The sequence below is a fragment of the Bartonella gabonensis genome (assembly GCF_903679515.1).
GTDB lineage: Bacteria > Pseudomonadota > Alphaproteobacteria > Rhizobiales > Rhizobiaceae > Bartonella > Bartonella gabonensis.
Genome location: NZ_CAHOYM010000001.1, coordinates 156413 through 170572, shown reverse-complemented (window position 1 = coordinate 170572; position 14160 = coordinate 156413). Strand labels below are relative to the sequence as shown.

Here is a 14160-nt window from a genome sequence, read left to right as displayed (position 1 = left end):
GGTGGTCGTCATACACCGTTTTTCACGAATTATCGTCCTCAGTTTTATTTCCGTACGACGGATGTTACGGGTATTGTTATACTTCCAGAAGGAACAGAAATGGTTATGCCCGGCGATAATGTAGCCATGGATGTTTCTCTTATTGTCCCGATAGCGATGGAAGAGAAGCTTCGTTTTGCTATTCGTGAAGGTGGTCGTACTGTTGGTGCCGGTATCGTCTCTAAGATCATTGAATAAATAATGCTTGTTGAGCGCCTTGATTATTGGGGGCGCTTTATATGACAGGGAAATAAAGAGCATGAACAGTCAAAATATTCGTATTCGCTTGAAAGCGTTTGATCATAGAATTCTTGATATGTCGACGCGTGAGATTGTATCGACTGCTAAACGGACCGGTGCAAATGTCCGTGGTCCCATTCCGCTTCCGACGCGAATTGAGAAATTTACAGTCAATCGTGGACCGCATATTGATAAGAAGAGTCGTGAGCAGTTTGAAATGCGTACGCATAAGCGTCTTCTCGATATTGTTGATCCAACGCCGCAAACAGTGGATGCGCTTATGAAGCTCGATCTTTCTGCTGGTGTGGATGTAGAAATTAAGCTTTGAGGTTTGAGGACAGAAGGAGCAGACCCGATGCGTTCAGGTGTAATAGCACAGAAGCTGGGCATGACCCGTATTTATAATGATGCTGGTGAGCATGTGCCGGTGACAGTACTTCGTTTGGAGAATTGTCAAGTCGTTGCTCAGCGTACAGTTGAGAAGAATGGTTATACTGCTGTTCAATTAGGTGTAGGCTTTGCTAAGGTTAAGAATACTTCGCAAGCTCTTCGTGGACATTTTGCTAAGGCTTCTGTTGAGCCTAAAGCTAAAATAGCAGAGTTTCGTGTGAGTCCCGATAATCTCCTTGATATCGGTACGGAGATTACCGTGGAACATTTTGTTCCAGGACAGAGAGTTGATGTGACTGGGACCAGTATTGGTAAGGGTTTTGCTGGTGTTATGAAACGGCATAACTTTGGCGGACACCGTGCTTCCCATGGTAATTCGATCACACATCGTGCTCATGGCTCTACGGGACAGTGCCAAGATCCTGGTAAAGTTTTTAAAGGTAAAAAAATGGCTGGCCATATGGGGCAGGTGCGTGTAACAACACAAAATATTGAAGTTATTTCCACTGATATTGAGCGTGGTTTAATTTTAGTTCGTGGTGCTGTTTCTGGTTCTAAAGGTTCTTGGATTTTGGTAAGAGATGCTGTGAAGAAACCTTTTCCTGATAATGCTCCAAAGCCTGCCGGTATTCGCCGTCTTGTGAAGGAGAAAACGGAAATGGTTACTCCGGTGACGGAAACCTCTGAAGTTGAGGGAGCCTAATAATGGATCTTGTAATTAAGACTCTTGATGGTAATGAAGCTGGTAAATTAAAAGTTTCTGAAACTATCTTTGATCTTGTTCCTCGTGAGGATATTTTGCAACGTGTTGTTCGTTGGCAGTTGGCGCGTCGTCAACAGGGTACCCATCAGTCTCAAGGGCGCTCTGATGTATCACGAACGGGAGCAAAGATGTTTAAACAAAAGGGAACAGGGCGTGCTCGACATTCGTCTGCACGTGCGCCGCAGTTTCGAGGTGGGGGTAAGGCGCATGGGCCGGTAGTTCGTAGCCATGCGCATGATCTTCCTAAGAAAATTCGTGCTCTTGGGTTGCGTCTTGCTTTATCTGCAAAATTAAAAGCAAAAGATTTAATTATTGTGGATGAGTTGACTGTTAAGGATGCTAAAACGAAAAATCTTGTTTCTCATTTTTCTAAGCTTGGCTTTAATAATGCCCTCTTGATTGGTGGAAAGGAGATTGATATTAACTTTTTTCGTGCAGGATCGAATATCCCTAATATTGATATTTTGCCCATTCAGGGAATTAATGTTTATGATATTTTGCGTCGCAGCAAACTTGTTTTATCAAAGGCAGCTGTTGAGGCTCTTGAGGAGCGTTTAAAATGACAGATCTTCGCCATTATGATATAATTATTAGTCCAGTTATTACTGAAAAGTCGACTATGATTTCTGAATATAATCAAGTTATTTTTAATGTCGCGCCGAAAGCGACGAAACCTGAAATTAAAGCTGCTGTTGAGGCGCTTTTTAGCGTAAAGGTTAAAGCAGTTAACACGATAGTCCGTAAGGGTAAAGTGAAACGTTTTAAAGGTATTGTTGGTCGGCAGAGTGATGTCAAAAAAGCGATCGTAACTCTGGCCAGTGGTCAGGCTATCGACGTTTCGACAGGTCTTTAAAGAGGCTCGGAGATAGGAATAATGGCACTTAAGCAATTTAATCCAACAACACCTGGGCAGCGTCAGCTTGTCATTGTGGAACGTTCTTGTCTTTATAAGGGAAAACCTGTAAAGATGTTGACAGAAGGTTTATCTTCAAAGGGTGGACGTAATAATCGCGGTCGTGTTACTGCTCGTTTTCAGGGTGGTGGGCATAAACGGAGTTATCGGTTTGTCGACTTTAAGCGTCTTAAGCGTGATGTTTCAGCGAAAGTTGAGCGTTTAGAGTATGATCCTAATCGTACTGCTTTTATCGCTTTAATTCGCTATGAGGGTGGCGAATTGAGTTATATTCTTGCACCACAGCGTCTTGATGTTGGCGATTGTGTTATTGCTGGTTTAAATGTTGATGTTAAGCCAGGGAATGCAATGCCCCTTAGTAATATGCCGGTAGGTACAATTATTCATAATGTTGAAATGAAGCCGGGAAAAGGGGGGCAGATTGCACGTTCAGCGGGTGCTTATGCGCAGTTGGTTGGACGAGATCATGGTATGGCTATTCTTCGCTTGAATTCTGGTGAACAGCGTTTGGTCTCTAGCAGCTGTTTTGCAACTGTTGGTGCTGTTTCAAATCCTGATCATGGGAATATTAATGATGGTAAGGCAGGTCGGTCACGTTGGCGAGGTAAACGTCCACATGTTCGTGGTGTTGCTATGAACCCCGTTGATCATCCGCACGGTGGTGGTGAGGGTCGTACATCGGGGGGGCGTCATCCAGTGTCTCCTTGGGGAAAACCTACGAAAGGTAAGCGTACGCGCTCCAATAAAGCTACTGATAAGTTTATTATGCGTACGCGTCATCAGCGCAAGAAATGAGAAAGGTAGTCTGAAGTGGTTCGTTCAGTTTGGAAAGGTCCGTTTGTTGACGGCTATCTTCTTGGTAAAGCAGAGAAGGTACGTGCAAGTGGACGCAATGAAGTTATAAAAATATGGAGTCGTCGCTCTACTATTTTGCCGCAATTTGTTGGTTTAACTTTTGGTGTTTACAACGGCAATAAGCATATTCCTGTTTCTGTTTCTGAAGAGATGGTTGGGCATAAGTTTGGTGAGTTCGCTCCTACCCGGACTTATTATGGTCATGGTGCCGATAAAAAAGCGAAGAGGAAGTAGGAATGGGAAAAGCTAAGGTTGTGCGCCAGCTTAAAGATAATGAAGCAAAGGCTGTCACACGAACAATTCGTGTTAGTCCGCAGAAGCTTAATTTAGTTGCTGCGATGATTCGTGGAAAAAGAGTTAATGTGGCGCTTGCTGATTTAATGTTTTCGCGTAAACGTATTGCTGCTACTGTGAAAAAAACACTTGAATCAGCGATTGCAAACGCAGAAAATAACCACGATCTTGACATTGATTCGCTTATTGTTGCAGAAGCTTATGTTGGTAAGTCGATAGTGATGAAGCGCTTTCATGTTCGTGGTCGCGGGCGTGCTAGTCGAATTGAGCGTCCATTTTCACATCTTACTGTTATTGTTCGTGAAGTTAGCGAAAAAGTGGAGGCCGCATAATGGGTCAGAAGATCAATCCAATAGGACTTCGTCTGGGTGTTAATCGGACTTGGGATTCTCGTTGGTATGCTGATAGTGGTGAATATGGGCGTCTTCTTCATGAAGATTTGAAAATTCGTTCTTATGTGCTTGAAGAGCTTAAACAGGCAGCGATTTCTAAGGTTGTTATTGAGCGCCCTCATAAAAAATGTCGTGTTACGATTCATTCTGCACGTCCTGGTTTGATTATCGGTAAAAAGGGTGCTGATATCGAGAAACTTCGTCGTAAGCTTTCAGAAATGACTAATGCTGAAACTTCATTGAATATTGTGGAGATTCGTAAGCCAGAGATTGATGCTACGATTATTGCGCAATCAATTGCTCAACAGTTAGAGCGTCGTGTTGCTTTTCGTCGTGCAATGAAGCGTGCTGTTCAGTCCGCTATGCGTCTTGGTGCGGAAGGTATTCGTATCAATTGTTCTGGTCGTCTTGGTGGTGCTGAAATTGCGCGTATGGAATGGTATCGTGAAGGTCGTGTTCCACTTCATACCTTGCGTTCTGATGTCGATTACGGTACAGCAGAAGCTAAGACGGCTTACGGTATTTGTGGTATTAAAGTTTGGGTCTTTAAGGGTGAGATTCTTGAACATGATCCGATGGCTTCAGAACGTCGTGCTACGGAAGCTGATCAATCTGGTTTTTCATCGAATCGTCGCCGCGAAAATGCTTAGTTTTTGAGATTGAACTAAAATTTGGAGTAGAGAGCAATGTTGCAGCCAAAGCGCACAAAGTTCCGTAAGCAGTTCAAAGGCCGTATTCACGGTGTTGCGAAGGGTGGTACGGATTTGAATTTCGGTGCCTACGGTTTGAAGGCTGTTGAGCCGGAGCGGGTTACTGCTCGTCAAATTGAAGCGGCGCGTCGTGCAATTACACGTTATATGAAACGTTCTGGTCGTGTATGGATTCGCATTTTTCCAGATCTTCCGGTTACTTCTAAACCGACGGAAGTTCGTATGGGTAAAGGTAAGGGAAGTGTTGATTATTGGGCTGCACGTGTTGCTCCTGGGCGCATCATGTTTGAGCTTGATGGGATTCCTGAAGATGTTGCACGTGAAGCACTAAGGTTGGGCGCTGCAAAGTTGCCTATAAAGACGCGTTTCGTCCAGCGTATTGCTGAATAAAGAGGTTAAGCGATGAGAGCCAGAGAATTACGGGCGCAAACGCTCGACCAAATGAAAGATGAATTGGCTAAATTAAAGAAAGAGCAATTTAATTTGCGCTTTCAAAAAGCAACAGGTCAATTAGAGAAGACTGCGCGTGTTAAACAAGTTCGTCGTGATATTGCGCGCATTAAGACTTGTCTTCGTCAAAAAGTAAGTGAAAGTTAAGGTTTAAGGAAATGAGAGATGCCTAAGCGTGTTTTGCAAGGTGTTGTTATTAGCGACAAGAGCGATAAGACTATTGTTGTAAAAGTTGAGCGTCGTTATTCTCATCCGCTTCTTAAGAAGACTGTTCGACAGTCTAAAAATTATAAAGCGCATGATGAAAACAACCAATTTAAGATTGGGGATCAAGTTTCTATTCAGGAATCTAGACCAATTTCGAAAGATAAATGTTGGATTGTTCTAAAAGACAATGTAACGTAATGAACTAAGTTTATTGTTTTAGAATTTAACAATGGTTTTTCGTTGATAAATTTGAAGACGATGGCTTTATCATTATTTGGCAGGCAAATCTGAGTGTATAAAAAGTACAAGCGGATATATATGTTAAGAAAAGGTGGCCAGTCATGATTCAGATGCAAACAAACCTCGACGTTGCTGATAATTCTGGGGCTCGTCGTGTCATGTGCATCAAGGTGTTAGGCGGTTCAAAGCGGAAATATGCTTCGGTCGGTGACATTATTGTTGTTTCGGTTAAGGATGCTATTCCTCGTGGCCGTGTTAAAAAAGGTGATGTTATGAAAGCTGTTGTGGTGCGTACTGCTAAGGATATTCGTCGCACAGATGGTAGTGTCATTCGTTTTGATGGTAATGCTGCGGTTTTAGTGGATAATAAAAAAGAGCCGATCGGTACACGTATCTTTGGGCCTGTTCCCCGTGAATTGCGTGGGAGAAATCACATGAAGATCATCTCACTCGCTCCTGAAGTGCTGTAAGGAGTCAACGTTATGCAGAAGATTCGAAAAGGTGATAAAGTTGTTGTCTTATCCGGTAAGGATAAAGGATGTAGTGGTGAAGTAATTAAGGTTATTCCAAAAGAGAATAAGGCTTTTGTTCGTGGGATTAATATGATTAAACGTCATCAACGTCAAACGCAGAAGCAAGAAGCTGGAATTATTTCTAAAGAAGCTCCGATTCATCTGTCTAATTTGGCGATTGCTGATCCTGAAGATGGTAAGCCTACACGTGTAGGCTTTCGTATGAATGCAGATGGTAATAAGGTACGTTTTGCCAAGCGTTCGGGAGAGTTGATTAATGGCTGAGGAAAGACAAATACCGCGTATGAAAGCGCATTATTTTGAAGTGATTCGTAAAGCGCTTCAAGAGAAGTTTAATTACAAAAATTCGATGCAAATACCGCGGATTGATAAAATTGTAATTAATATGGGGATAGGTGAAGCAACTGCTGATTCAAAAAAGCCTTCCCTTGCAGCTGAGGATTTAGGACTCATAACAGGTCAAAAGGCTGTTGTTACCCGTGCGCGTAATTCTGTTGCGAGCTTTAAGGTTCGTGAAGGAATGCCTCTTGGGGCTAAAGTGACATTACGTAAAGATCGTATGTTTGAGTTTTTAGATCGTCTTGTTACGATTGCTCTTCCTAGGGTTCGTGACTTTCGTGGTTTAAATCCAAAGAGTTTTGATGGTCGTGGCAATTTTGCTATGGGAATTAAAGAACACATTGTGTTTCCAGAAATCAACTATGATAAAGTTGATCAAATTTGGGGCATGGATATTATCGTTTGTACGACAGCAAAAACGGATGATGAAGCGCGTGAGTTATTGCGTGCTTTTAATTTTCCTTTTCGTTCGTAACGGCAAACGTAGCGAGGTGAAATTATGGCCAAAGTAAGTGCCGTTGAAAAAAATAAGCGTCGTGAGGTGATGGTGAAGCGTTATGCTGCACGTCGTGCACGTTTAAAAGCAATCGTTATGGATCAGAAGATTTCTCTTGAGGAACGTTTTAAAGCTTCTGTTCAATTGGCAAGATTGCCGCGTAATTCTTCGAAAGTTCGTATTCGTAATCGCTGTGAGGTTTCAGGTCGTCCGCGGGCTTATTATCGTAAGTTAAAAATGTCACGGATTGCATTGCGTGAACTTGGCTCTCTTGGCCATATTCCCGGTATTGTAAAGTCTAGTTGGTAAGAGGAGATTGTTTAATGTCTATGTCAGATCCTCTTGGTGATATGTTAACACGTATTCGTAATGCACTTGGTCGTAAAAAAGGCAAAGTGGTTACTCCAGCTTCAAAGCTTCGTGCGCACGTTCTTGATGTTCTTCAGTCGGAAGGTTATATTCGCGGATATAATCAAGTTGATTTGGGTGATGGAAAAGCTGAACTCGAAATCGAATTGAAGTATTTTGAAGGGATGGCTGCTATTCGTGAGATTTCACGTGTATCAAAGCCTGGTCGTCGTGTGTATGTTTCTGCTAAGTCACTTCCGCAGGTGGCAAATGGTTTAGGTATTTCGATTTTATCGACTCCTAAAGGTGTTATGGCTGATCATGAAGCGCGTGAACAGAATGTTGGTGGAGAACTTCTTTGTCGTGTTTTCTAAGGTATGTCAAGAAAACGGAAGAAAAAGTAGGTTAGAACAATGTCTCGTATTGGAAAAAAGCCCATTTCAATTCCTTCTGGGGTTACTGCTACTGTTGAAGGTCAGCTGGTTAAGGCAAAGGGTCCAAAAGGTGAACTAAGTTACCTCGTTAATGATGAGGTCTTAGTTAAATTCGAGGAAAATGTCATATCAGTTATGCCGCGGGATCAGTCAAAAGATGCGCGCTCTAAATGGGGTATGTCACGTTCAATGATTGAGAACATTTTTTGTGGTGTAAAAGATGGTTTTGAAAAAAGGTTAGAGATCAATGGGGTTGGTTATCGTGCTGCTTTGCAGGGTAAGGATATTCAACTATCTTTAGGCTTTTCCCATGATGTGGTTTATAAAGTTCCATCGGGTATTACTGTAACTGTTCCTAAGCCCACAGAAATTGTTATTTCTGGAATTGATAAACAGCAGGTTGGACAAGTTGCAGCGGAGATTCGCGAGTATCGTAGACCTGAGCCTTATAAAGGTAAAGGTGTTAAGCATGCAGATGAATGTATCTTCCGTAAAGAAGGTAAAAAGAAATAAGGATTTTGTATTATGGTTTCATCTAAGGACATTATCCAGCGTCGTGCAAGACGTGTTCGTCGTAGAATCAAGATGGTTTCTCATGATCGTCCTCGGCTTAGCGTTTATCGTTCAAATCAGAACATCTATGCGCAAATTATTGATGATTTACGGGGATGTACACTTGTTTCAGCTTCTACTCTTGAAAGTGATTTGAAAAAATCATTAAAAAGTGGGGCTGATAAAGAAGCCGCTTTTGCTGTTGGTAAGTTAATTGCTGAGCGTGCGAAGCAAGCTGGTGTTAATGAGGTGGTTTTTGATCGTGGCGCTTATGTGTACCATGGTCGAGTCAAAGCTTTGGCTGAAGCTGCTCGTGAAGGTGGTTTGAACTTTTAAAGTTTCCTACTTATGGATTAGTCAGGATACTTTAGAGTATTTCGTTTAAGTTCCTCCGATTTGATGAGGAATTTTGTATCGTGCTTCCGGAAAAGAAAAAGGAATGAGGAATGGCACAAAAAGAACGTGGTGAAAGAGAAGAACGCGATAGTGAGTTTGTCGATAGACTCGTTCATATTAATCGTGTTGCTAAAGTTGTAAAGGGTGGTCGGCGTTTTGGTTTTGCTGCTCTTGTTGTAGTTGGCGATCAAAAAGGGCGTGTGGGTTTTGGACATGGTAAAGCCCGTGAAGTTCCAGAGGCCGTTCGTAAAGCAACGGAATCTGCAAAGCGTACAATGATTTACGTTCCGCTTCGGTCTGGACGTACATTGCATCATGATCTTGAAGGTCGTCACGGCGCTGGGCGCGTTTTGCTCCGTTCAGCATCTGCTGGTACTGGTATTATTGCTGGGGGACCTATGCGTGCTATATTTGAAGCTCTTGGGATGCAGGATGTTGTTGCAAAATCACTAGGATCATCGAATCCTTATAACATGGTTCGTGCAACGTTTGATGCATTGAAACATCAAATGCATCCGAGAGATATTGCTGCTCAGCGTGGTATAAAATATTCGACTTTGCAGGCGCGTCGTCGCCATTTAGTCGACGTAGAAGGGTAGTTTCTGAGATTGTCAGAAAAGGAATTAGGAAATGGTTCAGAAAAAATCTCAGAGTGGTAAAACTGTGACGGTAGAGCAAATAGGAAGCCCTATTCGGAATTCACAGATTCAGCGTGCAACCTTGAAGGGGCTCGGACTCAATAAAATGCGTCGGCGGCGTGTTTTAGAAGATACACTTTGTGTACGGGGTATGATTGCTCAGGTTCGGCATCTTGTTCGCGTTATAGATGAAGATTAAGGGTTGCAGGAGTATAGATATGAAACTCAATGAACTACGTGATTGCGAAGGCGCAACAAAAAATCGTAAGCGTGTTGGTCGTGGTATTGGTTCGGGTACTGGTAAGACTGGTGGTCGCGGTGTAAAAGGGCAAAAATCCCGTTCTGGTGTTTTTCTTAATGGTTTTGAAGGTGGGCAAATGCCTATCTATCGGCGTTTACCAAAACGTGGATTTAAAAATTTCTTTTCTAAAACCTACAATGAAGTTTCACTGGAGCGTATTCAGTTGGCTGTTGATGCAGGTAAATTGAATATTGAAAAGCCTGTTGATATGATTTCTTTGAAAGAGGCTGGTGTTATTCGTCGCGAGAGGGATGGGGTTCGTCTTCTTTCTGATGGTGATTTGAAGGCTAAGATTACCTTTCATGTTTCAGGTGTTTCGCAAGCTGCTCGCGTTAAGATTGAAAAAGCAGGTGGTCAGGTTATTCTTCCTGATGTTGTTCGATAATTTTTTTGATATAAGTCGTCATTTAAAGAAGAGGTCTATCTATTCGTTATGAATATCTTGTGGAGAATTGTTTAAGTTCTGCAATTATTTGTATATAAAGATATGAATTTTAGAGTTATAGTTCTGTGATTTAAAGAACTGGAACGTGAAGTGGAGACGTTTTATGGCATCAGCAGCAGAGCAATTTGCTTCCAATATAAACTTCGGTACCTTTTCGCGTGCAACTGAATTAAAGAAACGTATCTGGTTTACTCTGGCGGCTCTTCTTGTCTATCGTTTCGGCACTTATATTTCTCTTCCAGGTATTAATATTGATGCTTTGCGGCAAACATTTGAACATCATGCATCAGGTGTCTTAGGACTCTTTAATATGTTTGCTGGCGGTGCTGTTGGGCGTATGGCAATTTTTGCCTTGGGTATTATGCCTTATATATCGGCATCTATTATTGTACAATTACTTACGTCTGTTATTCCTTCTTTGGAAACTCTTAAAAAAGAGGGTGAGGTAGGTCGTAAAGTTATTAATCAATATACGCGTTATGTGACCGTAGTATTGGCTGTTCTGCAGGCTTTTGGTATTGCGGTTGCGCTTGAAAGTGGTATAGGGACAGGGCTTCAGATTGTTGTAGAACCAGGTCTCATGTTTCGTATTTCTTCTGTTATTACACTTGTTGGCGGGACAATGTTTCTCATGTGGCTTGGCGAGCAAATTACGTCACGCGGTGTTGGTAATGGAGTTTCTCTCATCATTTTTACAGGGATCGTAGCCAACTTTCCTTCTACTTTTGCTCAGCTTTTGACCGCGCATAGTCAGGCTGATTTATCAACTTTTCTTTTAATAGCAATCGTTCTTATTGCTGTTTTTGTTATCGGACTTATTGTTTTTATAGAGCGTGCACAACGGCGAATTCTTATTCAATACCCGAAAAGACAGGTTGGTAATCAAATGTTTCAAGGAGATATGTCGCATCTTCCTTTAAAATTGAATACTGCTGGTGTTATTCCACCTATTTTTGCTTCATCTTTATTGTTATTACCCGCCACTATTAATAATTTTTCTGATAAAATGCCACAATGGATGCAAGCGATTTCTTATTCTCTTGGTCATGGGCAGCCACTTTATATGATTGTTTATGCATTTTTAATGGCGTTTTTTTGCTTTTTTTATACGGCTATTGTGTTTAATCCAAGTGATACTGCAGATCAGTTGAAAAAACATTCTGGTTTTATTCCAGGAATTCGTCCAGGTGAGCGTACAGCAGAATATATCGATTATGTTTTAACGCGTATTACTGTTGTGGGCGCTATTTATATTATCTTAGTTTGTTTACTCCCTGAATTTATGATATCTGCATTTCAGGTTCCTTTTTATCTTGGAGGGACGTCTTTGTTGATTGTTGTAACTGTTACTCTTGATACGGTTACTCAAATCCAAGGGCATCTTGTTGCGCACCAATATGAAGGATTGATAAAAAAATCAAAACTTCGTGGAGGTCGAAGAAATCGATGAGAGTTGTTCTTTTAGGTCCGCCTGGAGCAGGGAAAGGGACACAAGCTAAAATGTTAACTGAGGAATATAATATTCCTCATTTATCAACAGGGGATATTTTGCGTGAGGTTATTCACAAAGAAACGGAAATTGGTAAAAAAGTTAAAGCTATTATAAGTTCTGGTGCTTTGGTTCCTGATAGTATTGTTAATCAGATCATGTCAGATCGGATTGATGAAGCTGATTGTATAAACGGTTTTATTTTGGATGGCTATCCAAGGACTGTAGGACAGGCAGAAGCCTTACAACAAATACTTGAGTCAAAAAATATGCGGCTTGATGCTGTGATTGAGTTGTGTGTTGATGAAGACGCATTGATTGAACGTATGGAAAAGCGTGTTCAGGATACAATAGCAGCCGGTGGACAGGTCCGTTTAGATGATAACGCTGTTGCTTTTGCAAAAAGATTAGTAGAATACCGTGAAAAAACATCTCCTTTATCAAAATTTTATTCAGAGAAAGGAATGTTGAAGGTCATTGATGGAATGATTGATATTGCTGAAGTGACACGTATGATTAAAGGTTTTCTTTCATGAGATTTTTTAGAAGTAAATGAAAAGAGTTGACTTTTGAGATAAAATCTATCACAAACAACTTTAATTTATTTCAGTTAAGTAAGCAGATTCGGAAGGATTTTGTTCTGAGTCTATTTTTTCTGTAAGGTACATCAGGTATTTTATAATAATTTGTCAACATAATTAAGGAGAGTAGGCGTGGCTCGTATTGCTGGCGTCAATATCCCGACAAATAAGCGTGTAATTATTGCGCTTCAATATATCCACGGGATTGGACCAAAATTTGCTCAAGAAATTATTGAAAAGGTTGGTATTCCTGCGGAGCGTCGTGTACATGAGCTTTCAGATGCTGAGGTGTTGCAGATTCGTGAAGCGATAGATCAGGGCTATCAAGTTGAAGGTGATCTTCGTCGTGAAGTCGCTATGAATGTTAAGCGTTTGATGGATCTTGGTTGTTATCGTGGATTGCGTCATCGGCGGTCTTTGCCTGTTCGGGGACAGCGTACACATACAAATGCTCGTACGCGTAAGGGCCCTGCTAAAGCAATCGCTGGTAAGAAGAAATAAGAATCTTTGTGAAAGGTTTTTTATATATTCTGTTTCTTGTTGAAGATGGTTTGACAAGGAAAAGAAGGTGGAGCTGCTGATATTACGGCAGTGTTGAGATCGTTGAAAGGAAAGTTATGGCCAAGGAAGCCACACGTGTTCGTCGCCGCGAACGTAAAAATATTTCATCGGGTGTTGTACATATCAATTCAACATTTAATAATACAATGATTACGATTGCTGATGCTCAGGGGAATGCGATTGCGTGGTCATCTGCTGGTGCTCAGGGTTTTAAAGGGGCGCGTAAGTCTACACCTTTTGCCGCTCAAGTTGCTGCGGAAGATTGTGCAAAAAAAGCACAAGAACATGGTATGCGTTCTTTAGAAGTTGAAGTTTGTGGTCCTGGAGCAGGGCGTGAATCTGCTCTACGTGCTTTGCAATCTGTTGGTTTTGTCATTACTTCTATTCGTGATGTAACACCAATTCCTCATAATGGATGTCGTCCGCGGAAAAGGCGACGTGTTTAATTGGGTGTTGTTTTTTGTTGTCAGAGACTTCTCTGATGTTCACATTGGTCGTTACGATTGAATGGTAACGGAACTAAAGAACGGGAATAAAAATATGATCCAGAAAAACTGGCAGGAACTTATTAAACCCAATAAGGTTGAATCATGTACGCATGATAATCCAAATATTACAAGTATAATTGCTGAGCCTCTTGAGCGGGGTTTTGGTTTAACATTAGGAAATGCACTTCGTCGTGTGTTGTTATCTTCGCTTCGTGGTGCTGCTATTACTGCTGTACAGATTGATGGTGTTTTACACGAATTTTCTTCAATTCCAGGTGTCCGTGAGGATGTTACAGATATTATTCTGAATATAAAGGAAATTGCGCTTCGTATGGAAGAAGAAGGGCCTAAACGTCTCGTCGTTTATAAAGAGGGTCCTGGTGTTGTGAGAGCGGGGGATATCAATACTGTTGGAGATATGGAAATTCTCAATCCAGATCATGTTATCTGTACCCTTGATGAAGATGCTGAAATTCGTATGGAATTTATTGTCAACACAGGGAAAGGTTATGTTCCATCTGATCGTAATTCTGTTGATGATGGGCGTATAGGTCTTATTCCAATTGATAGTCTTTATTCACCAATTCGTAAAGTATCTTATAAGGTTGAAAATACACGTGAAGGCCAAGTTCTCGATTATGATAAATTAACGTTAACAATCGAAACGAATGGTGCTGTTAATGGAGAAGATGCTGTTGCTTTTGCAGCACGCATTCTTCAGGATCAATTATCGTTATTTATTAACTTTGAAGAGCCACAGAAGGAGCCTGTTGAGGAAGTTGATTCTGAGCTTTCCTTTAATCCTGCACTTCTCAAAAAAGTGGATGAATTAGAACTTTCTGTTCGTTCAGCAAATTGTCTTAAGAATGATAATATTGTCTATATTGGTGATCTTATTCAAAAAACAGAATCTGAAATGCTTCGGACACCCAATTTTGGTCGTAAATCATTGAATGAGATTAAAGAAGTTTTGGCATGTATGGGGTTACATCTTGGAATGGAAATTCCTGCATGGCCGCCTGAAAACATTGATGATCTTGCTAAACGTTATGAAGATCAGTATTAA

27 protein-coding genes are annotated in these 14160 nt (G+C 41.3%); all 27 read left to right on the top strand.

Annotated features, from left to right (window positions below):
* The coding region (locus HWX04_RS00760; RefSeq protein WP_500676363.1) for an EF-Tu C-terminal domain-related protein at positions 1-237 on the top strand (237 nt) is incomplete at its 5' end.
* Between the two features lie 61 nt (positions 238-298).
* Positions 299-607 (top strand): 30S ribosomal protein S10, encoded by a 309-nt coding sequence (rpsJ, locus tag HWX04_RS00755; protein ID WP_175868330.1) that lies wholly within the window; start codon positions 299-301, stop codon positions 605-607.
* A 27-nt stretch (positions 608-634) separates the two neighbouring features.
* Complete coding sequence (gene rplC, locus HWX04_RS00750; RefSeq protein ID WP_175868329.1) at positions 635-1372, top strand: 50S ribosomal protein L3; 738 nt, start codon at positions 635-637, stop codon at positions 1370-1372.
* A gap of 2 nt (positions 1373-1374) precedes the next feature.
* Positions 1375-1995 (top strand): 50S ribosomal protein L4, encoded by a 621-nt coding sequence (rplD, locus tag HWX04_RS00745; protein ID WP_175868328.1) that lies wholly within the window; start codon positions 1375-1377, stop codon positions 1993-1995.
* Positions 1992-2285, top strand: a complete 294-nt coding sequence (locus HWX04_RS00740; protein WP_175868327.1) for a 50S ribosomal protein L23 — start codon at positions 1992-1994, stop codon at positions 2283-2285. The genes rplD and HWX04_RS00740 overlap by 4 nt, the downstream gene beginning before the upstream one ends.
* Positions 2286-2306: 21 nt before the next feature.
* Positions 2307-3140: a 50S ribosomal protein L2 gene (gene rplB / locus HWX04_RS00735; RefSeq protein WP_175868326.1), complete on the top strand. Its 834-nt coding sequence runs from the start codon at positions 2307-2309 to the stop codon at positions 3138-3140.
* A 15-nt stretch (positions 3141-3155) separates the two neighbouring features.
* A complete protein-coding gene (rpsS, locus tag HWX04_RS00730) occupies positions 3156-3434 on the top strand; it encodes a 30S ribosomal protein S19 (protein ID WP_004855734.1) in 279 nt (92 codons plus the stop codon).
* Between the two features lie 2 nt (positions 3435-3436).
* On the top strand, positions 3437-3826 hold the full coding sequence (rplV, locus tag HWX04_RS00725) for a 50S ribosomal protein L22 (protein ID WP_175868325.1): 390 nt from the start codon (positions 3437-3439) through the stop codon (positions 3824-3826).
* Positions 3826-4536, top strand: coding sequence for a 30S ribosomal protein S3 (gene rpsC / locus HWX04_RS00720; protein WP_100130792.1), 711 nt, complete (start codon positions 3826-3828; stop codon positions 4534-4536). The genes rplV and rpsC overlap by 1 nt, the downstream gene beginning before the upstream one ends.
* Before the next feature lie 36 nt (positions 4537-4572).
* On the top strand, positions 4573-4986 hold the full coding sequence (gene rplP, locus HWX04_RS00715) for a 50S ribosomal protein L16 (protein ID WP_175868324.1): 414 nt from the start codon (positions 4573-4575) through the stop codon (positions 4984-4986).
* Positions 4987-4998: 12 nt separating this feature from the next.
* Positions 4999-5193, top strand: a complete 195-nt coding sequence (rpmC, locus tag HWX04_RS00710) for a 50S ribosomal protein L29 (protein WP_175868323.1) — start codon at positions 4999-5001, stop codon at positions 5191-5193.
* Between the two features lie 18 nt (positions 5194-5211).
* Positions 5212-5451: a 30S ribosomal protein S17 gene (gene rpsQ, locus HWX04_RS00705; protein ID WP_175868322.1), complete on the top strand. Its 240-nt coding sequence runs from the start codon at positions 5212-5214 to the stop codon at positions 5449-5451.
* Positions 5452-5594: 143 nt separating this feature from the next.
* Complete coding sequence (gene rplN, locus HWX04_RS00700) at positions 5595-5963, top strand: 50S ribosomal protein L14 (protein WP_175868321.1); 369 nt, start codon at positions 5595-5597, stop codon at positions 5961-5963.
* 12 nt (positions 5964-5975) lie between these two features.
* Positions 5976-6290, top strand: coding sequence for a 50S ribosomal protein L24 (gene rplX, locus HWX04_RS00695; protein ID WP_175868320.1), 315 nt, complete (start codon positions 5976-5978; stop codon positions 6288-6290).
* Positions 6283-6840 (top strand): 50S ribosomal protein L5, encoded by a 558-nt coding sequence (rplE, locus tag HWX04_RS00690; protein WP_175868319.1) that lies wholly within the window; start codon positions 6283-6285, stop codon positions 6838-6840. Before rplX ends, rplE begins: the two co-directional genes overlap by 8 nt.
* 24 nt (positions 6841-6864) lie before the next feature.
* Positions 6865-7170: a 30S ribosomal protein S14 gene (rpsN, locus tag HWX04_RS00685; protein ID WP_175868318.1), complete on the top strand. Its 306-nt coding sequence runs from the start codon at positions 6865-6867 to the stop codon at positions 7168-7170.
* Between the two features lie 14 nt (positions 7171-7184).
* On the top strand, positions 7185-7583 hold the full coding sequence (gene rpsH, locus HWX04_RS00680; protein WP_005773284.1) for a 30S ribosomal protein S8: 399 nt from the start codon (positions 7185-7187) through the stop codon (positions 7581-7583).
* Positions 7584-7622: 39 nt separating this feature from the next.
* Positions 7623-8156: a 50S ribosomal protein L6 gene (rplF, locus tag HWX04_RS00675; RefSeq protein WP_175868317.1), complete on the top strand. Its 534-nt coding sequence runs from the start codon at positions 7623-7625 to the stop codon at positions 8154-8156.
* A 12-nt stretch (positions 8157-8168) separates the two neighbouring features.
* Positions 8169-8531, top strand: coding sequence for a 50S ribosomal protein L18 (rplR, locus tag HWX04_RS00670; RefSeq protein ID WP_175868316.1), 363 nt, complete (start codon positions 8169-8171; stop codon positions 8529-8531).
* A 110-nt stretch (positions 8532-8641) separates the two neighbouring features.
* Positions 8642-9190: a 30S ribosomal protein S5 gene (gene rpsE / locus HWX04_RS00665; protein ID WP_175868315.1), complete on the top strand. Its 549-nt coding sequence runs from the start codon at positions 8642-8644 to the stop codon at positions 9188-9190.
* Positions 9191-9221: 31 nt separating this feature from the next.
* Positions 9222-9428: a 50S ribosomal protein L30 gene (rpmD, locus tag HWX04_RS00660; RefSeq protein WP_175868314.1), complete on the top strand. Its 207-nt coding sequence runs from the start codon at positions 9222-9224 to the stop codon at positions 9426-9428.
* Positions 9429-9447: 19 nt separating this feature from the next.
* Positions 9448-9915, top strand: a complete 468-nt coding sequence (gene rplO / locus HWX04_RS00655; protein ID WP_175868313.1) for a 50S ribosomal protein L15 — start codon at positions 9448-9450, stop codon at positions 9913-9915.
* A 163-nt stretch (positions 9916-10078) separates the two neighbouring features.
* Complete coding sequence (gene secY / locus HWX04_RS00650) at positions 10079-11425, top strand: preprotein translocase subunit SecY (RefSeq protein ID WP_175868340.1); 1347 nt, start codon at positions 10079-10081, stop codon at positions 11423-11425.
* Positions 11422-12000 carry an adenylate kinase gene (locus HWX04_RS00645; protein ID WP_175868312.1) on the top strand — a complete coding sequence of 193 codons (579 nt, stop codon included), beginning with the start codon at positions 11422-11424 and terminating at the stop codon, positions 11998-12000. The genes secY and HWX04_RS00645 overlap by 4 nt, the downstream gene beginning before the upstream one ends.
* A gap of 177 nt (positions 12001-12177) precedes the next feature.
* Positions 12178-12546: a 30S ribosomal protein S13 gene (rpsM, locus tag HWX04_RS00640; protein WP_175868311.1), complete on the top strand. Its 369-nt coding sequence runs from the start codon at positions 12178-12180 to the stop codon at positions 12544-12546.
* Between the two features lie 116 nt (positions 12547-12662).
* Positions 12663-13052: a 30S ribosomal protein S11 gene (gene rpsK / locus HWX04_RS00635; RefSeq protein WP_175868310.1), complete on the top strand. Its 390-nt coding sequence runs from the start codon at positions 12663-12665 to the stop codon at positions 13050-13052.
* 94 nt (positions 13053-13146) lie between these two features.
* On the top strand, positions 13147-14160 hold the full coding sequence (locus HWX04_RS00630; protein WP_175868309.1) for a DNA-directed RNA polymerase subunit alpha: 1014 nt from the start codon (positions 13147-13149) through the stop codon (positions 14158-14160).